Genomic DNA, 19,543 nt, shown 5'->3' with positions numbered 1-19,543 from the left:
TAAAAACGAACAAATAATTAAACCGCGAAAACTAATTTTCCCGCTCCTGAACATGCTATTTATCCTTTAAAAGTAGATCATATGGTGTAAAAATCAAAATACCTAATATTCGTTTACTTTCTCTTAATAGTATCGACCAAGGACGAGTATAAAATCAAGCGGGGCTAGTAATATTCAGGGGGTTTTACTATACAGTTAGGTATGCGTATTTTAAGACAATTGGGGCTGATTCTTGCCTTTGGGTTTCTTGGCGAAATTATTTCCCACTACCTTCCCCTGGGGATGCCCGCCAGTGTTTTAGGCATGGTTTTGATGCTGGCCGCCCTGGGATTACGGCTGGTAAAACCGGAACATTTGGGGGAAACCGGCGATTTTTTAAGCGCCAATATGGCTTTTTTCTTCCTCCCCGCTGCGGTGACGGTCCTGGAAAACTACGGGTATATACAGCCGGTGGTGGTACAGTTGTTTCTCATAGCGGTTATCAGTACCATGGTTACCTTCTTTGTTACCTACGGTACCGTACGGCTTTCCCGTATGATCCTCTCAAAACAGGGGTAGGCTGTGGGAAATCTTATCGCCCTGCCGGTTTTTGGTATTATTCTCACCATTATTTGTTATTTTATCGGGTTCCGGGTAGGGAAGCTCGTCCATTCCCCCCTGACAAACCCCATGCTGATAGCCAATGCCCTGGTGATCCTCATAGTCTGCGTCACCCCCCTGAGCCTGGAACAATATATGGCGGGGGGCAGTATGATCACCATGTTTATAGTCCCGGCTACCACCATCCTGGCCCTCCGGATTTACCGGCAGCGCAGCCTGCTGAGGGCTAATATCATCCCGATCCTCCTGGGCTGTCTGGCGGGTTCCTTCGCTTCCATAGGGAGCATCGCCCTGCTCTGCCGGCTTTTTTCTCTTGATACGGCGGTAACCCTGTCCATGCTGCCCAAGTCGGTTACCACCGCCATTGCCCTGGAACTATCGGTAAAAAACGGCGGCCTTGGGGGGCTTACGGTTTCCGCGGTGATAGTTACCGGTGTCTTCAGTGCCTCCATTAGCCCCTTCCTGATCAGGCTGTTCAAGCTCAAGGATCCGGTAGCCGCGGGGGTTGCCCTGGGAGCTTCCGGCCATGCCATAGGAACCGCAGCGGCCCTGGAGCAGGGGGAAATCCAGGGAGCCATGGGGGGGATCGCCATAGGAATTATGGGGATTATTACGAGCCTTATCTTTATTTTCTTATAATGCAAGCAATTATCAAACCTGGGCATTTTGACAAGACCCTGCGTATCCCCGCTTCAAAGTCCCACACCATCCGGCGGCTGATCCTGGCTGCCCTTGGGGAAGGGGTTTCGGCCATCGATTATCCCCTGGATTCCCTGGATGCCCGTTCCTGCCTGAGCGTCTGCCACGCCCTGGGAGCGGAGATTGAGGAGCGTCGCGCCGACTATCCCGGCTGTCCTAACCCCGCCGATGGGGATGGCAAGAAGCTGGTTGGCTGGACCGTCCGGGGCCTGGGTTTTGGGACGGAAACCGGCGGCGGTATGAAGGGCAGCGGTACAAGGCCCTTGGACGTGGGCAATTCCGGCACCACCCTGTTCCTGGTTCTGGCCGCCGCCGCCCTGGGGGATGTTCCGGTAAGCTTTACCGGGGACGAGCAGATAGCCCGCCGGAGCGCCGGCCCCCTGCTGGACGCCCTTTCCGGCCTGGGTATCGCCGTGGAATCCGTCCGGGGCTGCGTCCCCATCACCGTCCGGGGCCCCTGGAAGGGCGGCCGGGTGAGCATAGCCTGCCCCACCAGCCAGTACCTTTCGGCGCTGCTCCTGGCGGCCCCCCTGGCCCCGGCCGGAACCGTCACCGAAATCGACGTACCCCTGCTTAACGAAAAGCCGTATATAGAGATGACCCTTTCGTACTTACAGGCCCAGGGCATACCCTTCCAGGCCGCCAAGGATTTTTCCCGGTTCAGTATACCCGGCGGCGCCTGTTACCGGCACATGAACGGCCCGGTGCCGGGGGACTTTTCCTCCGCCGCTTTCCCCGGAGGTATCGCCGCCATCACCGGGGGGCCGGTCACGCTCCTGGGGCTGGACCGGGAAGATACCCAGGGCGATAAGGCCTTTTTCGATATGCTTGGTAAAATGGGCTGCGCCGTGGAGTGGTCCCGGCAAGTACCGGATACCAGGCCGGAAGCGGCTGCCGGACAAGCCGCCGAGTGGGCGCTGCGGGTTTCCCGTACCGGCCCTCTCCGGAGCGGCGAGTTCGACCTGAACGCCACCCCGGACCTGCTCCCCATGATGGCCGTGACAGCCGCCTACGCCGAAGGTGATACCGCCCTGGTAAACGTGGCCCACGCGCGGATCAAGGAAACGGATCGTATCGCCGTGATGGCGGAAGAGCTGGGCAGGTTGGGGGTGCGGACCACGGAGCGACCCGACGGCATGATCATCCACGGCAACGGAGCGAAGGGCCTTACGGGAGGCCGGGTTGATGGCCGGGGGGATCACCGGATCGTGATGGCCCTGGCAGCGGGGGCCCTGGGCGCCGCGGGGCCGGTGGAAATTGCGGCTGCCGAAAGCGCCGCCGTTACGTACCCGGGCTTTCTGGAAATGCTCGGCGCGGAGCTCCGGGAGTAAGCCGCCGCAGCCGTACGGCACCAGGTGTCTTTCTGCCCAATTATGTATAATGGCCTTTACAGGCAATAATATGCAGGTTTTGGTTTTCATCGGCTGTATATATAAGCCGGTTTACGTCATCAATACGACGACTATATGCTTTAAGATGTTTTAAAAATTCTGGCTTGCCGATACCTTGCAATAATCCGTTGCGTTGAATGTCCTTTATAAGCGCATTTATTTTTTTAAGTGTTTTTCGATCTTCCCTCTGCCATTCCAGGTATTCCTCAAAGGCATCCACATGAAAGGTTACCTCATTCATTCACCATAGCCTCAAGTTCCGCCATAGTTTTACCAATGCCTTTGCCCTCGTCAAGATCTTTAATGCGGTTCCGTAATTCCTCTGTAAACGCCGCATTGTGCCGTGCCTTTTCCCATGCATCATATTCGTCTTTGGGCAAAATAACGATTTCACGCTGGTGAAACGTGTTTTTCAGGCTTTGGATAACATCGACATTGAGTTCATCTGCTTTAAGGTGGTAGCTTGCATACATACTTATTCCTTCTCGTTCAAATATACGCTGTCCGGCGATCTATGGCAAGGAGGGTTCCTATTCGAGAGTCTGGTTTAATACCGCGTCAAACCTTTGGCTGTCTCTACACTTTACCAGATACGCCCCAAAGGTTGGTCGCCGTGGACGCCGACCAGTTTCCGGCTTTTTGAGTCCACCATGAGGTCCATGTTTTCCAGAGGGATTGAGCCAAGGAGCACTTCCTTCGCGCCGGGAAGTACCCAGGGGTCACAGGCCATGAAGCGATCCTTCCAGTACACCCGGACGGTCTCGGCTATCTTACAGACCACCGTTTCCCCATTTGCCAGGGTAGACTCGTGCAGATGCTCTGTCCGCAGCCCCAGTTCTTGCTGTACCGCTTCGCTGATAACCAGGGTCTCCGCACCGGTATCAACCACACACTGTACCGTCATTTCCCGGACTTCCGGTTCCTCAATAAGCCCGTGCTTAGCATTGCCGACATCCCGTGCATTCTTTAACGTGATTTCTTCATACACCGTTCCCACCATTTTACCTCGATCTCCATTAAGATTTAGTATACCATACGGGGTGTATTCCCGCAAACTGCGATCCGACTACCCCTGCACCCCGTATATGACGCCGCTGTATAAAATGCATTAGGAGTCCGTGGAAATCCCCCGCTTTTTTTCATATACTACTACCATGCGTATAGTTATCGTCGGGGCGGGAATGGTGGGAACCCAGCTGGCCCGGCATCTCGTCCTGGAAAAGCACGATGTCTCCCTGATTGAGGCTAACGAAGAGCGGGCCCGTCATGCATCCAACAGGCTGGACTGTCTGGTCATCCACGACGGGGGAAACAGCCTTTCTGCCCTGGAAGAAGCGGGGCTTGCCAAGGCGGACGCCCTGGTCTGCGTTACCGACTCCGACGAGGTGAACATGATCACCTGCGGGCTTGCCGCGTCCCGGTATCCCAAGCTGCTCAAGATCGCCCGGGTACGGAACGACGATTATATCAAGCTCAACGCCGGGGAAAACCGGTACCTGGAAGACCGCGCTATCCTGGGGATAGATTATTTCGTGCATCCCGATGTAGAGGCGGCCCGGTCTGTACTGAACGCGGTTGAACACGGCGCCATGGGGGATATCCTGGTGTTTGCGGATACCCCCTACGAACTGGGTTCCGTGGAGATCACCGGCGGAAGCGGGTTCGACGGCCTGGCCATGAAGGACTTCCGTAGCCTGGTAAAGGAGGACAGCCTGGTGACCCTGGTGGAACGCCGGGATGAAACCCTCCTGCCCCGGGGTTCCACGATCCTCAGCGTGGGAGACCGGGTCCACATCCTCGCTAAGGAACAGGACCTGGACCATATCTTTAAACTGGCGGGACGTTCGGAACGGGCGCTGCGAAAAATAGGTATAGTCGGTGGCAGCCGGGTAGGGGCCCTCGTTGCGGAGGGTCTTCTGGGGGAAAAGCAGCAGCATAAGGGTTCTCTGATTTCTTTTTTGAAGACCATGATTCCCCGGTCCGGCCGGCAGGTGACTATCATTGAAAAGGATTACAATCTCTGTAAGGATCTTGCCGCCCGCTACCCCGAGGCGCTGGTCCTCAATGAAGATATTTCCGACGAAAGTTTTGTTGCCGAAGAACGGATCGACGACCTGGACCTGATCATAACCGCCACGGAGGATCAGGAACTGAACATGATTGCCGCCCTTTACCTGAAGTCCCGGGGAGTCCACCGGGCAATAGCCATGGTAACCGGTTCCGGGTACGCGGCTATTGCCCGGCAGCTTGGGGTGGATGTGGTGATCCCCATGAAGTCGGTGGTGGTTGATTCCATTCTGTCCCACCTCATGGGCGAGGGGGTTACCGCCGTCCACCGCCTTGGCAACGGGGACATCAACGTTTTCGAGATTGAATTGGGTCCCGACACTCCTGCTGCGGAGAAGGGGATCGCCGAGCTAAACCTTTCAGGCGGCGCCCTGGTAATGCTGGTGAACCGCGGGGCCGGACCTGGGGACCGCAGCTCTTTTATTCCCCGGGGCGACTATATCTTCAAGAGCGGCGACCGGATCATCCTGATCGCCAAAGATGGCAGTGAAACGGAACTGGAACAGTTTTTCGGTTCCTTCCAGGGGAGGTGAGCTGAGTCATGCGGTCCTTCGTTTTACTGCGCGGGGAACTGCGTTGCAAGTGGCGCATCCTAATAATATTCCTTGGTATGGTGGCGGCGGTCATGCTTATCCCCCTGGCGCTGGCCGTGGTAAGCGGTGAGGGGAGCATGGTTTTGGCCATAGGCATTCCCGCGGGAATCGTCATTGCAGCGGCCCTGCCGGCCTTTTTTTCGTTCCGTAGGGATCGTCCCCGGTTCAGGCCCCGGGACGGTTTCCTCCTGGTCTTCCTCATCTGGGTTTTGATGAGTCTCCTGGGGACCATGCCTTTCTACCTTTCCGGCCATGGTTTCAGTTTTACCGATGCCTTTTTTGAAAGCGCCTGTGGTTTTGCCACCACCGGGGCTACCACCATTACTAATGTTGAGGCCCTGCCCAAGTCGCTCCTCCTGTGGCGGAGTATGAGCCACTGGATTGGCGGCATGGGGATAGTTCTGCTCACCGTGGCGCTCATGCCCCTGCTGGGGGTCGGCAGCTTCCAGCTTGTCAAAGCGGAGGCCCCCGGGGCGGATAAGGAGCGGATCACCCCCAGGATCACCGATACCGCCAAGCTGCTCTGGGTCAGCTACTGCGCCCTCACCGCGGTACTGGCGATACTCTTTCGGCTGGGAGGCATGGATTGGCTTGATGCCATCTGCCACGGCTTTACTACCATGGCGTCCGGTGGTATCAGTACTAAGAACGCCGGCCTTTCCTGGTATAACTCGGCTTTTATCGACATCGTATCCATAGTATTTATGCTCCTGGCGGGGCTTAATTTCAATCTTTACTACCGTCTTCTCCGGGGAAAGTTCAAGGACGTCATCAACAATACTGAAGGCCGGGCTTATCTGCTCATCTTTATTATAGCCGCAGCAGCGGTAACCATAAGTCTGGTTCCCTTCTACGGTTCGGTAGGTTCCGCCCTCCGTTACGGCGCCTTTCAGACCGCATCGGTCCTGTCCACCACCGGTTCGGTTATTACCGATTATACCCTCTGGCCTGCCGTTACCCAGGGCATTCTCTTCTGTCTCATGTTCGTCGGCGGCTGTTCAGCCTCCACCGCCGGGGGCATCAAGGTGATCCGCCATGTGGTACTCTGGAAACAAACCGGCAACGAACTGCGGCGCATCCTCTATCCCCAGGGGGTATTCGGTATTCAGCTAAACAAAAAGGTGGGCCGCAAGGACGTGGTCTACGGGGTAGCGGGTTTCGTCTTCCTCTACGCTGCGGTGATCGTCCTTACTACCCTGGCAGGCGCCGTTTCCGGCATGGACATCCTTTCTGCGTTTAGTACCGCTGTGGCGGTGCTGGGTAATATTGGAACCGGGTTCGGCGCCATAGGACCGGGCCGCAATTTCAGCCCATTCCCGGATTACCTCAAATGGTTCTATTCCTTCGCCATGATCGCCGGGCGGCTTGAACTGTGGACCGTACTGGTACTGTTTACGCCGGAGTATTGGAGACGGTAGGGAAAAAAGCTGCCCGGAAGTATTCCCGGACAGCCCATACATATTAGCGCAGTGAAGAAATGTCTATTTCAATCCAGGCGTTGTATCGTACCGGTTTTACGGGATCCCCGCCGAATTGGCCATGTGCATTTGAGCCTGAGGCCCAAAGCTTGCCATCTTCGGTTACCACCAGGGTGTGGTTGTATCCGGCTGCTACATGGGCTACCTTGTCCATAACCTTAACAGCCTTGTCTTGTACCGCGTCTCCTTTTATACCGAGCCGCCAGTCGTTGTTATTCCCCGCAGCCCAGAGGGTTCCGTCATTTTCTAAAATCATGGAATGAGCTTCCCCCAGGGCCACAAAAGCTACGTTGGACAGGACTTCCCCGGTAGAATTAATAACGGGTTTAAAGGATTGCTGATCCTGGGTATTCCCCACGCCTAACTGTCCAAGGGCATTGTTTCCTACGGCGAAAAGACGGCCGTCATTTTTCAGGAGCATGGTATGATTCAACTTTCCGGAAAAGACCATGGCGTTATCGCCGCCGGCCTCTGTATTCAAGGTCAGTTTCTCTGTTGTGTCCGCAGTAGTACCCGTTCGCCCATGTTCGCCGAAGCCGGCGGTGTACAGGGTTCCGTCATTTTTAACAGCCATCACATAGCTCTCACCCGCAGATACGGAGCGGATACTATCCCCGATTTTCTTAAACGTAAGCTGTTCTTCGCCGTTGCCATTCCCCAGGGCGCCAAAACACCGGCTGCCCGTTGCCCAATATTCACCGTTATCAGTGAGAATGGCGGTTTGGATTCTGCCGGCGGATACGGCTGTTATCTTAGATAAGGCGCTGGTATACGTGGGGCGGATTGGGGTGCAAAAAAACCCTGTCGCCGTATTATTCCCTAATTTTCCTAATTCTCCCGCTCCCCAGCCTGCAATGTTTCCATTATTTAAAATTGCAAAGGAATGATCTCCGCCGGATGCGACACCTTTTACGCCGCCGCCGGAAATGTCTCCGCCCACGGGTCCAAAATGCCATCGCATACCCGTGGTACCGTTTCCGAGCTCCCCATTACCGTTACCCCCGGAGGAATAGAGTTTTCCATCCCTGGTTATCAGCGTAGAAAACCCGTCTCCGGCCGAGATAAGGGGGAAAACCTTTTCCCAGGCAGCATACAACTTTGTTGCTTTTCCATCCTTAGTTATGGTTGAACCTGCCTCAAAATTATCGCCGGTTCCATCGGGATTGGTATTCCATCCTGCGAAATGATAGCCGACCCGGTACAGATCACCGCGATCCCGTATAGCAACAGTATCGCTGTCACTATTATCGTAACTTTCTGATACCAGAGCGGTGCCCCAGGTGTTACCATTGCCATAATAGTAGATCCCCGGTTTGCCGGGGTTGGAAGGGTCGGAAGGATCCGCCGGATGGGAAGGATCTGTAGAATGGGAAGAATTCCCCGGGCCTAAAGGATCCGTCGGGTTGGAAGGGTCGGAAGAGGAAGTGGGCGAAGAACATGCCCAGAACCCCATACTCAGAACGCAAAGGATTGGAAAAATCCATTGATGCTTCATAATAACAGTCATATAAACCTCTTGTAAAATCCGGAAAATGATTTCTTTTGTAACCGGACTCTTACACCTAAAATAGATTTGATATATATTTCAATATTTTTTGTCGAATGGAAAAAACAGATTCTTTGTCAAGCCCTTTAACTGGTGTAGGATGATACAAAAGCCATGTTTACTTGCTATCAACAGGAATACTAAAATAGATACCTGATAAGTGTATAGTAAATGTACTAATCATAACTAAAATAATCAACAATAAAAATAAAAATAAATTTACTGATTTTTTACAACGGAGTTTATTTGTTATTTTCTAAAAAATTGTATAATTATTAACAGTGGGAGCAAAAAAACTATAAACGTATAAAAATACTCAGTACTAACCCCGGATAAACTCCCGGAACCGTTCCGGCAGCGGCGCTTTAAAAATACTCGGCGTATCCTGTCCCGGCAGCGTTATTGCGAGGGTCCGTGCGTGCAGCATCAGTGTGGCGTGGAGGAAGCGTTTGTCCTGCGTTGAAATTACCGGAGCGCCGTAGATGGGGTCGCCGAGGATGGGGTGGCCCAGGTGGCGGAGGTGGACCCGGAGTTGGTGGGTGCGGCCGGTCCGGGGCTGGAGGAGGAGCAGCGAGTAGGCGCCCCAGGAACGGATCACCCGGTAGCGGGTTAGGGCGGGTTTACCCCGGTCCGGGGAAACGGTGAAGCGTTTGCGATCCCGGCTGTCACGGACTATCCGGGTTTCGATGATCCCCGCTTTTTCCCGGGGGGTTCCCAGGACTATGGCCCCGTAGGTTTTTTTTACGCGCCGTTCTTTGAACTGGTCCGCCAGAAACGCCAGGGCCTCATCATCGTAGGCGGCGATGATCACCCCGGAGGTGTCCTTGTCCAGGCGGTGAACTATGCCCGGGCGAAAGCCGGCGCCCGCAAGGCTATAATGGCGGAAGAGCAGGGCGTTGGCCATGGTACCGGTACGGTTCCCTGCGCCGGGGTGGACCACCATACCCTGGGCTTTGTCGATCACCACCACCCGCTCATCTTCGTACAATATGGTAAGGGGAATATCTTCGGGGATGAGGTTCAAGGGCGGCGGTTCCGCCCAGGAAAGTTCCAGCAGATCCCCGGGCTTTACGGGCCGGGATAGCTTAACCGGCTTTCCGTTTAGCCGTGCGCTGAGCAGCTTCGTTTTAAGCTGGGAACGGGTGAGGAGTTTGAGTTCCTCCGCTACGTAACGGTCAAGCCGGAGTCCTGGGGCTCCTGGTTGGAGTTCCTCGCTTAAACCGTCCTTCACGGTACAGGAATAATCGGGCATCAGGGGGTACTGGGGGCCTTATCCGGGGATGCCGCTTCGCCGCCGGCCGGGGTATCTTCAAGGGGCCAGGGTTTGCGGAGTATGATCAGATCTCCCTCGGGCAGTTGCTGCTCCCGCCGTTCTGCCTTTTCCCGTTTAAACCGGAAAATCAGATGATCCGCCAGGGCAATTGCCAGGGAACCGACTATGGCGGCGCTAAGGGTTAGTACGTGTTCATCGGTGGTCATGTCAACGGCGCCGGCGCCTTTAAATGGCCAGGGCATATACCGGCTGTCCCAATCATGGTTGGAGGCGCGGTAGCTATCTACCGAAAAGTTGCTGAGAAACATCATGAAGGGAAAGGATCCGAAGGCAATAATTTCCGCCCGCCGGAGATCCCGGACCCAGCGGGGGAATTCGGGTTTTTCCTTTTCGTATTTGTTTGAAGAAACGGCTTCCTTTGTGGATACCGCTTGCGCGGGGAGGCCCTGGGTACAGAGGATGATGAAAAGTAAAACGATTGAAAGAGCTTTTGGGGGGATCATGGATTCCGCTCTCCGAATATGGCGGTTCCTATTCTGATCAGGGTGGAACCCTCCTCTATGGCAATCTCAAAATCCCCGGACATGCCCATGGAAAGGCAGGACCAGTCATTGGCGGGAAAACGAATAGCCAATGCATCCCGGGCGGAAACCACGGCCTTAAAGGAGGCCCGGATAGGGGCTTCTTCCCCCGTAAGGGGGGCCATGGTCATAAGCCCCCGGAGCGCGAGACCCGGAAATTCCAGAGCCCTTTCCGCAGCCCGGAACAGGCTGTCCAAATCGGGGTACCCGGATTTGGAGTCCTCGGCGGTGTGATATTCTAACAGGATTATTAAAGGATTTTTCCGGTCCCCCGTCAAGGCTCCAAGGGTGGTGATAAGTTCGTCCCGGTCCACGGACTGGACTGCGTCGAAAAAATCGCCGGCAGCGATCTTGGCCTTATTGCGCTGGAGGGAACCTATCATGTGGATCTCCGTCCCCGGGTGAGCGGCCTTAAAATCCGGAAATTTTGAAACCGCCTCCTGAACCCGACTCTCCCCAAACAGACGAATTCCGGCGCTCCAGGCTTCTTCGATAGCAGGTAACCCGTGAAATTTCGACACCCCCATAAGGCGTACATCCTCCGGTTTCCTGCCCGACCGTACGCAAGCCCTGTCTATGCGTTCCTGTATAGTTTCAACCGCCTCTGAAATTCCCATGCTTACCCTTAGTGTTCCCCCAAATTTTCCAGCTCCCTGGCCAGGGCTAAAAATTCGCTTATCCCCAGGTTTTCCGCCCGTTCATTGGGATCTATACCGGCCTTTTCAAGCAGCTCCGGACTCAGGTCCTGCCCTTTCGCTGCAAAATGCGGCCCCTCCTTATGGAGTATACCGGAATGGAGAAAACTTTGCAGGTTGTTTTTAACCGTTTTTCGCCGGGCGGAAAACAGGCTGCGTACCAGGGGCCTAAAACAAGGAGGATAGGCGGCGGGATCGATATCCCTACGGAGCTCTAAACGGAGACCCTGGGAATCGACCTTTGGAGCGGGGTAGAAGGAGGCGCCCTTGAGGACCATCAGGGGATGGACGGTATAGACGGAGGCGCAGAGTACCGAAAGGGATGAGTAGTCCGCGGATCCCGGTTTGGCCGCCATGCGCCGGGCAACCTCCCGCTGGACGGTGACCACCATACGCTTAAAAAAACAGTTTTTCTCGATAAAGTCGGCAAGGAGGGTTGCGGCGATGTTGTAGGGGAGGTTTCCCAGAAAATATCCAGGGTTCCCCGTATTGGCCCAGACTGCGGGCCAGGTCTTGAGCGCATCCCCGGGGATCAGGGTGAAACCGGGATTATCGCCGAAAAATTCCTCCAAGGCGGTGATGAAGCCCCGGTCAATCTCAAAGGCGCTGACCAGGGCGCCCCGTTCCAGGAGCCCTATGGTCATGGCCCCTAAGCCGGGACCCACTTCCCAGACCCGTTCCCCGGGCTGCAGTTCCAGGGCGTCCAGGAGCCTGCGCCGGGCGTCGCCGTTTATAAGAAAATTCTGGCCGAATTGTTTGCGCATCCCCAGGCCCTTTCCGTCCAGATAGGAACGGAGCGCCTGGGGGGAATCGTAATTAATTGAAGGGGGCAAGGCTTTGTCTCCTTATGCTATAGGGACGCCCCGGGAAGATGCAGAGGACGACAACCAGGAAGGACAGGAAAAGTTCCCGCCCCCAGCCGTTTGCGGCAAGGCCGGGGACCCGGGCGGCCAGGGTGACCGTATGGTCCAAAAGGGAATAGAACAGGGTGAGCCCCATACCGGCAATCCCGGTGAGAAAAGGGGAGATGAAGCTGAGGGCCAGGGCAGCCATGGCACCTACCATAAATACGGTGGTAAGGGGAACGATGACAAGCCCCGCCAGCAGCCCCACCGGCCTGATTATGCCGAAGCCGGCGGCAACCACCGCGGCGGTTGCCAGGTATGCCCCCAGGGATGCAGCCAGGGGCGAGGCCAGTAATTCCGGCAGCCTCCCCCGGAGGATTCCGTGGAAGAATTCACCCACCGTAAGTATCCCCGCCAGGGCCAGGTAGGACAGGATGAAAGAGAGGCTGGTACCAGAGGAAGGCCGGAGGACAATCTGGATCAGGAAGGCCATGGCGAGCAAGGATATTGGACCGCTGGTCCGCGGTTGTCGGGGAAGGAAGCCCAGGACCACCGCCGCCCCAAGGAGATACATGATGGCGGCCCGCTCCAGGGAGGGCTGGGCGCCGATGAGGGCTACATAGAGCAGGATAAAAGCCGCTCCGGTGATAGACGATAGCTTGAGCCCCAGGGGTTTACGGAGGAAGAAGGCGGTGATGGCCGCGACTATGGCCAGGTGCATCCCCGATAGGGCCAATACATGGGAGCATCCCGCAAATTGGTACTTCTTTGCAAGTTCGCTATCCAGGTTATCCTTCACCCCCAGCAGCAGCGCGGCGCCCAAGCCGCCCCATATATGGGGTTTCAGTTTATCCAGGATGGCCAGCCGTATCCCGGTACGCAGCTGTTCCCAGGCCGGAGCGGGCCCTACGATGTGAACCGCCTTTGCCCGGAACATGGGCGAAGCTCCGTTAAAGCCGCCGGTCCCCCCGGCGAAAGCCCCCTCCACAAGGACCTCGGCGCCCCGGCCGAATTCCCGTAAACGGGGCAGGGCTTCGGGGGGGAAAAAGACCAGAACCCGGCCCCGGGCGGTGGCGCGTAGTCCCCCGGCGCCGGTAACGCCCCGTAGTTCAAGGTAACCCATCCCTGCCGCCCTACGGGCGCCTTGGCCGCCGCTTGATTCCCGGGGATCCTCCCCCATAACGCCGCTGATACCCCGAACCGCTTCCCCGGGCAGCCCCAGCTGCGGAGGGCCCTCCAGGGAGGCGGCGGCGGCAATCCCCAGGATGAGCCCCGCGCTAAGGGCGAGAAGCCGGCGCTGGATCCCAGCCTGAGCTAAGACCCGGCTGAGGGAGACCAGGGCGATGAGAAAAATCGACAGGCCAAGGATGAAGCGGGCACGGAAGGGGTCCCGGATTCCCGGCAAAGTGTAATAGCTTAGGGCAGCCCCCAGGGAAGCCCAAAGAACGGGTGTTAATTTAGTTTTAATAGATCACTCCTGCCCCTTGTATGCTTCCCTGGAGTATTTTGCTTTACTTGGAAAGAAAATTATCGTCCCCCGGATTCATACCGAACACCTCTCCAAATATGGAGTTTTTCAGTTCCTGTTTCAGGGGGTCCGCCTCAATGTGGAGTAGGGAACGGTTGGTTTCGTCGTTATACTCCACGGACCGGACGGTACCGCTCATGCTTGATGCCTTTTTATCGAGCACAAACTGGAGTTTAACCCGCATACCCTTGTTCGCCTTCCCGCCAATGGTTACCGAGCAGCCCGTATCGGAAAGATCCTCCACAATACACTTCAGTCCCGGCACTGTCTCGAGCTTATGGGAGCCCTCCTTACCGTTAAGAATGTAGAGAAAGGATGATTTATGGGTCTTTAGCCGGATGGATTTTCTTTTTTGGGTTCTGAAAAGGGAATCGGAATGGCTTATCTGGAGCGCCATGGTGCCATTGGTAAATACTTCATCCAGCACATCGCAGTCAAACACGTATCCCGCATCCCCTTCCTTCCAGAAATAGATGGAAAGCTTCTGCCCTGTCCAGGAGATGGAGGTCCTTATCTTCGGATTGGCAGGCCGGGTTATAAGGATATATTGGTAACTGTTTCTTATAACCCTGGCCTGGTACATCGCAGAATTGTTGATCACTATCCGTAAATTCTGACCTTCCGATATTTCCCGGGAACTGGTGATCCCCTGTTTTGTTCCCTCCATTTCGATTTTTTTCCGGTATTCATAGAGCCTTGCCAGGAAATCCTGTTTTGCCGGGTCCTCATCCCCACTAACCCGCATGGTCCGTGCCAGGGTACGGATACACGTATCCATTTGCGCCGGGGACTGAAAAAGGAGGGTATAATCCCCCATCATGGCTTGGATAGCAATATTCTTGAGGATATTGATCTCCTTAAAAGAAAATCCCGCCGCCTTTCCCTTGCCGTAAAACTGTGTTCGCGATCTCCGGGATCCCTTTTTTGCCTCCTGAGGGCGATGCAGAATAAGTACCAGGATAGCCAAAACCGGCACTATGCCCATTAGTATGTATAAACCCATTTCCCATTTCCCCTGTTTTAATTACAATACACTATACAGGAGCCGGGCAGACATGTCAAAAGGAGCGTGGGGAACGTATAACGCAGCCGCATATATTGAACCTTTCATCCTCTATTGGGTCCTCTTCCTCCCTTCCTGGGTCTTTTCTTCCCCCGATACCGCGGCCTACGCTTTTTCGATAAACCAGGAACTTGCCCGCATTTTTACCTATAACATCTCTTCCCTGGCCCTTATTTGGTATCTGCTCCTCCATACCGGCCGTCTATTTTCGTCCCTTTCCGATCTCCGTCCCCGCCCCCGGGACCTGGTCACCGTCTTTTTTGCCCTTCCCTGTCTCCTGGTCCTGGGCGCCCTGGTTTCCCTGGCGGGTACGCTTTTCCCGGCCCCTGTCTCGGCCCCCGACATCGGCGTTCCCCAAGGATTGGCTGCCTTTCTGGTTATGATCCTCTCCTGCCTCAGCACCGGCTATCTGGAGGAAAGCTACTTCCGGTTTTACCTGTTCACCCGGTTCAAGCAGGGCGGCATCGGTCCGGTAAAGGCCATGATCGTTTCAAGCATCCTTTTTGCCCTCTGTCATGTCTACGAAGGCCCCCTGGGCGCCCTGAACGCCCTTCTCGCAGGATTACTGCTTTTCTTTATATTTTCCCGCCGTCGAAGCCTCCATGGCATAGCCTGGGCCCACGGCGCCTACAATATTTTTGTGTATGTCATGGCGGGTATCACAGGCGGATGAATTCTGATACCATGACTATCGGTTAAATCATCCATGGAGAACTTCAAGGGCAGCTTCGACCTTACCGAAGGAAGCATCGTTAAAAAAATCATCCTGGTGGCGGCTCCTATTATGGGAACCCAATTTCTCCAAATGGCCTATAACCTAACCGATATGTTTTGGCTGGGCAGGCTGGGGAGTTTTTCGGTTGCGGCCAGCGGGGCTGCGGGGATGTACATGTGGCTTTCCATGGGCTTTCTCCTTATCGGGCGCATGGGTGCGGAAATAGGGGTTGCCCAAAGCCTTGGCAGGGGGGACAAAAACGGCGCCATTGATTTTTTGCGGAATGCCCTGCTTATCAATTTCTTGTTGGGCGTCTTTTGCGGCGGCGCTTTTATTTTTATTCCAAAACTACTGGCGTCGTTTTTTCCCATTGGAGAGGCCGTAGTATTGGACGATGCGGCGGCGTACCTGCGCATTGTGGGTTTCGGCATCATTCCCGCCTTTATTTCCGGTGTCCTGAGCGGCGCATTTAATGCGGCGGGCAATTCCCGGGTGCCCTTTGTGATCAACAGCATCGGTTTAGCCTGCAACGTTGTGCTTGACCCGCTGTGCATATTGACCCTTGGTCTGGGCATACGCGGTGCAGCCTATGCCACCATCTTTGCGCAAAGCCTGGTTTGTGTCCTTATGCTTATTGCCATTAAGCGGTTTAAAAGTCGTCCCTTTGACACCTTCCGTTTCCGTTTCAAACCGGACAGGAAAAAAATAGCACGGATACTCAAATGGTCGGTCCCCATTGGCCTTGAAAGTTTGTTTTTCTGTTTTTTGTCCATGCTGAGCCAACGGATAGAGGCGAGGTTTGGCCCTGCGGTGTTTGCCGTCGGAAAAATCGGCAGCCAGATAGAATCGCTGTCATGGCTCATCGGCGGCGGTTTTGGTTCCGCCCTGGTCGCCTTTGTCGGGCAGAATTACGGCGCGGGAAAAACTGAGCGCATTGCCCGGGCGGTAAAACTTTCCCTTGGGATGATGGCAGCCTGGGGCACATTGATTGTCGTTTTTTTCCTTACCGCGGGGAAATATGCTTTCTTACTATTTCTGCCCAACCCGGAAATTGCGGAACTGGGCAAACAGTACCTTTGGATTTTTGCGGTAGCGCAGATACCCATGAACATTGAAGCGGTTTTATCGGGAACCTTTAAAGGCAAGGGCAAAACCATCCCGCCTTCGGTGGTGAGCATCGCATCCAATGTGATGAAACCGGTTTTGGCGTTTACGCTCTCCCGAAGCTCCCTCGGCATTTATGGCGCTTGGGCAGGTGTTGCCGCCGGAGACGTGTTACGGTGCGCCGGTCTTTTTATTTGGTATAGGATTTCGGAGGCCACCGGCCGCCGGAAAGCTTTTCCTTAATCTGTTCCAAGGTAAAACCCTGTTCCATGAGTTCCAAAACCTCGTTCCGGCCTTCTTCCGTGCCTTCCCTATAGCTTTGTCGTTCCCGGCCCGCCTGGTCCATACGCTGTTTCCACTGGGCATCGGCTATCAGCCTGGCCCGCTCGTCATCGTTTAGTTCCATCACCAACGCAACCGCTTGCTTAATCGCCGGATCTTTTTCCGCTATCATGGCCAACTCCTCCGGGTTTTGGGCTTTGAAAAACTGCCCCCAGTTGAACAAACGTCCACCATCCGATTCCTTGGGCAATTTCCCCAATTCCAGAACATTAATTTCTATTAGATCCGTAAACTCAGCGCCGGACTGCGCATTGCGGATACTATACCTATTATAGTAACCTGCCTCCTCAGGAATCAATATGCCCCCGCAAATTACGATACTGACCACCCGTTCAGCCTGATTGTACTCGTCCCACCGCTTGATCTGTTCGGTGAGCATCTTGGCGGTCGAAATGACAATGCGTTTCCGTAATTCCTGGTTGGTTTCGACCTGCATTTCCACATTGATCACCGCGCCCGATTGGGTGTGGACCTTTACATCGAGGATACCCATCTTGTCACCCTCAAACTCTCGTTTTAGGAAGGGGTCAATGATGGTCAGATGATCAAATTCCACCTCCGGCAGATCCAGGGCGGCGGCGAGGAGCGCGGTTAGAACAGCGATGTTCCGCTGGTCCCCAAAAATAAGTTTGAAGATAAAGTCGAATAAGGGCGTGTAGAATCTTTTCGTCATAGACTACCTCCGCCCCATATAGGCGGCTGGTATCTATTTTGCTTTACTTAGAAGGAAAAATTATTGATTTTTTCGGTTCTCTATCGCGCAATAACCTTTCCCCGCTGTCCCGTAAGTTCCAGGTAGGCCAGGTCCGCCAAGCCGAAGTTTGCGTTCTCCGTGTAGGTCTTAGCGTATTCGTCGTAGAGCATATCCTCGTACATCTTCCCCGCAAAGCTGTCGTCAATCAGGCCGGTCTTCTGGACCGTGCTCCGCATACCGGAAATGAGGGTCTTCGTCAGAAAAGTTTCCAGCGCCAGACACTGTTCGTAGAGCTTGCCACTCTTGTCTATTATGGGTTTGCGGTTTGAGAAGGGGATCCTCTCGGTTTCAGGCGCAGCGCTGTCCCCGACGCGGTTCACCTTAGGCTCAGTACTTTCAGCGCCCTCCCCATCGGCATTGCCGGGCAGCTTGGGGACGGAGCTCAGAATCTGGTCCATCTTGGCGCTTTCCAGGAGAGCCGCGAAGGCGCCATTGCCCCCGCTCTCCGCCCCGGTCGATGACGAAGCGGAAAGACCGGACTGGGTTCCCCCGGTAAGCCCCGCGAAGGGCGAAGCGAACCGGGTGTTATTTAAGTACTGGGCTCCCAGGGCTTGGACATCCATCTATGTTCTCCGTTACCGTTTCAGGCTCGTTGCAGTGCCGAGCATGTTATCGCTGGTCTGAATAGTTTTAGAGTTGAACTCGTAGGCGCGCTGGGCCACGATGAGGTCCACCATTTCCCGCACCACCGATACGTTGGACATTTCCAGGAACTTGTGAACCAGCTTACCCATACCGTCGTAGCCGGGCTGACCGGGGATAGGTTCCCCCGAAGCCTGACTGAGCTTAAAGAGGTTTTCACCCACCGAGGTGAGACCCACGGGGTTGGGGAAACGGTAGAGTTCCAACTGGCCCACCTGGACAGAATCGTCGCCGGACTCGGGGGTCTTTACTTCCACCCTGCCGTCCTGGGAGACGGTGATGGTCTGGGGGAGGAAACCCTCGGGCATCACGATATCCGGGAGCACCCAGTACCCGTTGGAAGTAACCAATCGGCCGTTCTCATCAACCTTAAAGGCGCCGTCCCGGGTGTAGCCGTAGGTACCGTCGTACATCTGGATGCGGAAGAAGCCCTCTCCGTTGATAGCGATATCGTAGACATTCTCCGTGCTCTGGAGACTGCCCTGGGTGAACATCCGCTGGGTGGCGGCGAGCTTAACCCCGTGGCCCATCTGGACCCCCACGGGAACCACCGTGTCCTCCGTGGCGGGGGTGCCCGCAACCTTGGTAGTCTGGTAGAGGAGATCCTCAAAATCCGCCCGGACCTTTTTGAAGCCCGATGTGTTCACGTTCGCCAGGTTGTTAGAAATAGTATCAATATTGGCCTGCTGGCCTATCATGCCGGACGCGCCGGTCCATAAACTCCGTACCATCTGTTACCTCTTTTTTAACCGAATTTTGCAACTTGATTTATCAAGGTGCCGAGCATGGAATCTTCGCTCTGAATCACCTTTTGGTTCGCCTCATAGGCGCGGTTTACCTCTATCATTTGGACCATCTCCAGGACCGGATCCACGTTGGAGGCCTCCACAAAGCCCTGCACCACCCGGGGCCGCCCATTCATTTCCATAACCTGCGCTTCTCCCGAGGTATCGGTTGCCTGATATAGGCTGGACCCCTGCTTTTGCAGATACCGGTCCAGATCAAAGTCCACCACCTTCAGGGTATCCAGGAGCACCGTCTCGTCCCAGGTATTGTTTTCCCGGCCCACCATCAGCTCCGGATCGTCGGCATACCGGGCGTTAATCCAGACCCCGCCCTCTTTATCAACCTGAAAGTTATTCGCCTTCACCCGCAGGGGCCCATTTTCACCCAGCACCGGGTAGCCTTCCTTGGTTTCCAGGTAGCCCTCTTTGCCCAAAACAAAGGAGCCGTTCCGGGTATACCGTTCGCCCCAGGGAGTCATCACCGCCAAAAAGCCCTTCCCATCCAGGGCAATATCGAAATCGCTCTGGGTTTCCTTCATGGCCCCCTGCTGGAAGTCGGTGTACAGCTCGTTCAGCTCCACCCCGGTACCCAGCTTCCCGATAATCGGCGCCGCATCGGCGGACCCAAAGGGATGCCGGTAGACCCCATCGTCGTCCATACGGCGCATCAGCAGTTCCGGAAAAGCCTTGTGGACCGCCGTATCTTTCTTATACCCGTCCACTTCCACGTTAGCCAGATTATTCGCCACCGCATCGAGCTTCCACTGCTGGGCCCGCATCCCGCTGGCCCCGGTATACCATCCTCTAATCACACTGTACCCCTCTATAAACTTTATCGGCGT

Annotated in this window: 21 protein-coding genes; 7 read left to right on the top strand and 14 right to left on the bottom strand. The window is 55.2% G+C overall.

What is annotated here, in order from left to right; translation table 11 throughout:
• Nucleotides 1–201 precede the first annotated feature (201 nt).
• From TPRIMZ1_RS0100805 to aroA, 3 genes are read left to right on the top strand one after another with little or no spacing between them, the layout of a single operon-like run.
• Nucleotides 202–558, top strand: coding sequence for a CidA/LrgA family protein (locus tag TPRIMZ1_RS0100805; protein WP_010253271.1), 357 nt, complete (start codon nucleotides 202–204; stop codon nucleotides 556–558).
• A gap of 3 nt (nucleotides 559–561) precedes the next feature.
• The gene (locus TPRIMZ1_RS0100800; RefSeq protein WP_010253269.1) at nucleotides 562–1,239 is read left to right on the top strand and encodes an LrgB family protein; all 678 of its coding nucleotides are present in this window, start codon (nucleotides 562–564) and stop codon (nucleotides 1,237–1,239) included.
• On the top strand, nucleotides 1,239–2,630 hold the full coding sequence (gene aroA / locus TPRIMZ1_RS0100795) for a 3-phosphoshikimate 1-carboxyvinyltransferase (RefSeq protein WP_010253267.1): 1,392 nt from the start codon (nucleotides 1,239–1,241) through the stop codon (nucleotides 2,628–2,630). The genes TPRIMZ1_RS0100800 and aroA overlap by 1 nt, the downstream gene beginning before the upstream one ends.
• Nucleotides 2,631–2,670: 40 nt before the next feature.
• Here aroA and TPRIMZ1_RS0100790 read toward each other — a convergent pair whose 3' ends face one another.
• The 3 genes from TPRIMZ1_RS0100790 to TPRIMZ1_RS0100780 all read right to left on the bottom strand — a co-directional run bounded on the left by TPRIMZ1_RS0100790 (nucleotide 2,671) and on the right by TPRIMZ1_RS0100780 (nucleotide 3,690).
• Nucleotides 2,671–2,931, bottom strand: a complete 261-nt coding sequence (locus TPRIMZ1_RS0100790) for a Txe/YoeB family addiction module toxin (protein WP_010253265.1) — start codon at nucleotides 2,929–2,931, stop codon at nucleotides 2,671–2,673.
• Nucleotides 2,924–3,163 (bottom strand): hypothetical protein, encoded by a 240-nt coding sequence (locus tag TPRIMZ1_RS0100785; RefSeq protein ID WP_010253262.1) that lies wholly within the window; start codon nucleotides 3,161–3,163, stop codon nucleotides 2,924–2,926. Before TPRIMZ1_RS0100785 ends, TPRIMZ1_RS0100790 begins: the two co-directional genes overlap by 8 nt.
• Nucleotides 3,164–3,273: 110 nt before the next feature.
• Nucleotides 3,274–3,690, bottom strand: coding sequence for an aspartyl protease family protein (locus tag TPRIMZ1_RS0100780; protein WP_010253259.1), 417 nt, complete (start codon nucleotides 3,688–3,690; stop codon nucleotides 3,274–3,276).
• A gap of 118 nt (nucleotides 3,691–3,808) precedes the next feature.
• Between TPRIMZ1_RS0100780 and trkA the strand changes: the two genes are divergently transcribed.
• Complete coding sequence (gene trkA / locus TPRIMZ1_RS0100775; RefSeq protein WP_010253256.1) at nucleotides 3,809–5,290, top strand: Trk system potassium transporter TrkA; 1,482 nt, start codon at nucleotides 3,809–3,811, stop codon at nucleotides 5,288–5,290.
• Nucleotides 5,291–5,298: 8 nt separating this feature from the next.
• The gene (locus TPRIMZ1_RS0100770; RefSeq protein ID WP_010253253.1) at nucleotides 5,299–6,768 is read left to right on the top strand and encodes a TrkH family potassium uptake protein; all 1,470 of its coding nucleotides are present in this window, start codon (nucleotides 5,299–5,301) and stop codon (nucleotides 6,766–6,768) included.
• Between the two features lie 43 nt (nucleotides 6,769–6,811).
• Here the strand turns inward: TPRIMZ1_RS0100770 and TPRIMZ1_RS0100765 are convergent, their stop codons facing one another.
• From TPRIMZ1_RS0100765 to TPRIMZ1_RS0100735, 7 genes are all read right to left on the bottom strand, one after another.
• Entirely contained in the window at nucleotides 6,812–8,335 is a 1,524-nt protein-coding gene (locus TPRIMZ1_RS0100765) for an InlB B-repeat-containing protein (RefSeq protein WP_010253250.1), read from the bottom strand.
• 361 nt (nucleotides 8,336–8,696) lie between these two features.
• On the bottom strand, nucleotides 8,697–9,626 hold the full coding sequence (locus TPRIMZ1_RS0100760) for an RluA family pseudouridine synthase (RefSeq protein WP_010253247.1): 930 nt from the start codon (nucleotides 9,624–9,626) through the stop codon (nucleotides 8,697–8,699).
• Nucleotides 9,626–10,150: a hypothetical protein gene (locus TPRIMZ1_RS0100755; protein ID WP_010253245.1), complete on the bottom strand. Its 525-nt coding sequence runs from the start codon at nucleotides 10,148–10,150 to the stop codon at nucleotides 9,626–9,628. The genes TPRIMZ1_RS0100760 and TPRIMZ1_RS0100755 overlap by 1 nt, the downstream gene beginning before the upstream one ends.
• Nucleotides 10,147–10,845: a YggS family pyridoxal phosphate-dependent enzyme gene (locus TPRIMZ1_RS0100750; RefSeq protein ID WP_010253241.1), complete on the bottom strand. Its 699-nt coding sequence runs from the start codon at nucleotides 10,843–10,845 to the stop codon at nucleotides 10,147–10,149. The genes TPRIMZ1_RS0100755 and TPRIMZ1_RS0100750 overlap by 4 nt, the downstream gene beginning before the upstream one ends.
• A gap of 8 nt (nucleotides 10,846–10,853) precedes the next feature.
• The gene (gene rsmA, locus TPRIMZ1_RS0100745; protein WP_010253239.1) at nucleotides 10,854–11,756 is read right to left on the bottom strand and encodes a 16S rRNA (adenine(1518)-N(6)/adenine(1519)-N(6))-dimethyltransferase RsmA; all 903 of its coding nucleotides are present in this window, start codon (nucleotides 11,754–11,756) and stop codon (nucleotides 10,854–10,856) included.
• Nucleotides 11,740–13,173 carry a ComEC/Rec2 family competence protein gene (locus TPRIMZ1_RS0100740; RefSeq protein WP_010253236.1) on the bottom strand — a complete coding sequence of 478 codons (1,434 nt, stop codon included), beginning with the start codon at nucleotides 13,171–13,173 and terminating at the stop codon, nucleotides 11,740–11,742. Before TPRIMZ1_RS0100740 ends, rsmA begins: the two co-directional genes overlap by 17 nt.
• Nucleotides 13,174–13,279: 106 nt before the next feature.
• Nucleotides 13,280–14,299, bottom strand: coding sequence for a PilZ domain-containing protein (locus TPRIMZ1_RS0100735; RefSeq protein WP_010253233.1), 1,020 nt, complete (start codon nucleotides 14,297–14,299; stop codon nucleotides 13,280–13,282).
• A gap of 52 nt (nucleotides 14,300–14,351) precedes the next feature.
• Between TPRIMZ1_RS0100735 and TPRIMZ1_RS0100730 the strand changes: the two genes are divergently transcribed.
• Both TPRIMZ1_RS0100730 and TPRIMZ1_RS0100725 read left to right on the top strand, forming a co-directional pair.
• Nucleotides 14,352–15,032, top strand: coding sequence for a CPBP family intramembrane glutamic endopeptidase (locus tag TPRIMZ1_RS0100730; protein WP_010253230.1), 681 nt, complete (start codon nucleotides 14,352–14,354; stop codon nucleotides 15,030–15,032).
• A gap of 33 nt (nucleotides 15,033–15,065) precedes the next feature.
• The gene (locus tag TPRIMZ1_RS0100725) at nucleotides 15,066–16,421 is read left to right on the top strand and encodes an MATE family efflux transporter (protein WP_010253227.1); all 1,356 of its coding nucleotides are present in this window, start codon (nucleotides 15,066–15,068) and stop codon (nucleotides 16,419–16,421) included.
• On the opposite strand, the gene TPRIMZ1_RS18120 is transcribed toward TPRIMZ1_RS0100725, so the two are convergent.
• The 4 genes from TPRIMZ1_RS18120 to flgF form a co-directional block, all read right to left on the bottom strand.
• Nucleotides 16,369–17,193 (bottom strand): Rpn family recombination-promoting nuclease/putative transposase, encoded by an 825-nt coding sequence (locus TPRIMZ1_RS18120; RefSeq protein ID WP_010253225.1) that lies wholly within the window; start codon nucleotides 17,191–17,193, stop codon nucleotides 16,369–16,371. The genes TPRIMZ1_RS0100725 and TPRIMZ1_RS18120 overlap by 53 nt on opposite strands.
• Nucleotides 17,194–17,273: 80 nt before the next feature.
• Complete coding sequence (locus TPRIMZ1_RS0100715) at nucleotides 17,274–17,837, bottom strand: rod-binding protein (RefSeq protein WP_010253222.1); 564 nt, start codon at nucleotides 17,835–17,837, stop codon at nucleotides 17,274–17,276.
• Between the two features lie 12 nt (nucleotides 17,838–17,849).
• The gene (gene flgG, locus TPRIMZ1_RS0100710; RefSeq protein ID WP_010253219.1) at nucleotides 17,850–18,647 is read right to left on the bottom strand and encodes a flagellar basal-body rod protein FlgG; all 798 of its coding nucleotides are present in this window, start codon (nucleotides 18,645–18,647) and stop codon (nucleotides 17,850–17,852) included.
• Between the two features lie 14 nt (nucleotides 18,648–18,661).
• Entirely contained in the window at nucleotides 18,662–19,513 is an 852-nt protein-coding gene (flgF, locus tag TPRIMZ1_RS0100705) for a flagellar basal-body rod protein FlgF (protein ID WP_010253216.1), read from the bottom strand.
• Nucleotides 19,514–19,543 lie beyond the last annotated feature (30 nt).

It is taken from the genome of Treponema primitia ZAS-1, assembly GCF_000297095.1.
GTDB classification, from domain to species: Bacteria; Spirochaetota; Spirochaetia; order Treponematales; family Breznakiellaceae; genus Termitinema; species Termitinema primitia_A.
The sequence above is the reverse complement of the archived record's forward strand: the minus strand, read 5'-3'. Positions and strand labels throughout refer to the sequence as shown.

What these genes read in the sequence shown, in the direction of transcription:
- TPRIMZ1_RS0100780 (WP_010253259.1), bottom strand. Translation starts at nt 3,690, where the DNA reads ATGGTGGGAACGGTGTATGAAGAAATCACGTTAAAGAATGCACGGGAT.
- TPRIMZ1_RS0100755 (WP_010253245.1), bottom strand. Translation starts at nt 10,150, where the DNA reads ATGATCCCCCCAAAAGCTCTTTCAATCGTTTTACTTTTCATCATCCTC.
- TPRIMZ1_RS0100765 (WP_010253250.1), bottom strand. Translation starts at nt 8,335, where the DNA reads ATGACTGTTATTATGAAGCATCAATGGATTTTTCCAATCCTTTGCGTT.
- flgG (WP_010253219.1), bottom strand. Translation starts at nt 18,647, where the DNA reads ATGGTACGGAGTTTATGGACCGGCGCGTCCGGCATGATAGGCCAGCAG.
- TPRIMZ1_RS0100715 (WP_010253222.1), bottom strand. Translation starts at nt 17,837, where the DNA reads ATGGATGTCCAAGCCCTGGGAGCCCAGTACTTAAATAACACCCGGTTC.
- TPRIMZ1_RS0100785 (WP_010253262.1), bottom strand. Translation starts at nt 3,163, where the DNA reads ATGTATGCAAGCTACCACCTTAAAGCAGATGAACTCAATGTCGATGTT.
- TPRIMZ1_RS0100790 (WP_010253265.1), bottom strand. Translation starts at nt 2,931, where the DNA reads ATGAATGAGGTAACCTTTCATGTGGATGCCTTTGAGGAATACCTGGAA.
- TPRIMZ1_RS0100750 (WP_010253241.1), bottom strand. Translation starts at nt 10,845, where the DNA reads ATGGGAATTTCAGAGGCGGTTGAAACTATACAGGAACGCATAGACAGG.
- TPRIMZ1_RS0100805 (WP_010253271.1), top strand. Translation starts at nt 202, where the DNA reads ATGCGTATTTTAAGACAATTGGGGCTGATTCTTGCCTTTGGGTTTCTT.
- TPRIMZ1_RS0100770 (WP_010253253.1), top strand. Translation starts at nt 5,299, where the DNA reads ATGCGGTCCTTCGTTTTACTGCGCGGGGAACTGCGTTGCAAGTGGCGC.
- TPRIMZ1_RS0100725 (WP_010253227.1), top strand. Translation starts at nt 15,066, where the DNA reads ATGGAGAACTTCAAGGGCAGCTTCGACCTTACCGAAGGAAGCATCGTT.
- TPRIMZ1_RS0100730 (WP_010253230.1), top strand. Translation starts at nt 14,352, where the DNA reads ATGTCAAAAGGAGCGTGGGGAACGTATAACGCAGCCGCATATATTGAA.
- TPRIMZ1_RS0100735 (WP_010253233.1), bottom strand. Translation starts at nt 14,299, where the DNA reads ATGGGTTTATACATACTAATGGGCATAGTGCCGGTTTTGGCTATCCTG.
- TPRIMZ1_RS0100760 (WP_010253247.1), bottom strand. Translation starts at nt 9,626, where the DNA reads ATGCCCGATTATTCCTGTACCGTGAAGGACGGTTTAAGCGAGGAACTC.
- TPRIMZ1_RS18120 (WP_010253225.1), bottom strand. Translation starts at nt 17,193, where the DNA reads ATGACGAAAAGATTCTACACGCCCTTATTCGACTTTATCTTCAAACTT.
- aroA (WP_010253267.1), top strand. Translation starts at nt 1,239, where the DNA reads ATGCAAGCAATTATCAAACCTGGGCATTTTGACAAGACCCTGCGTATC.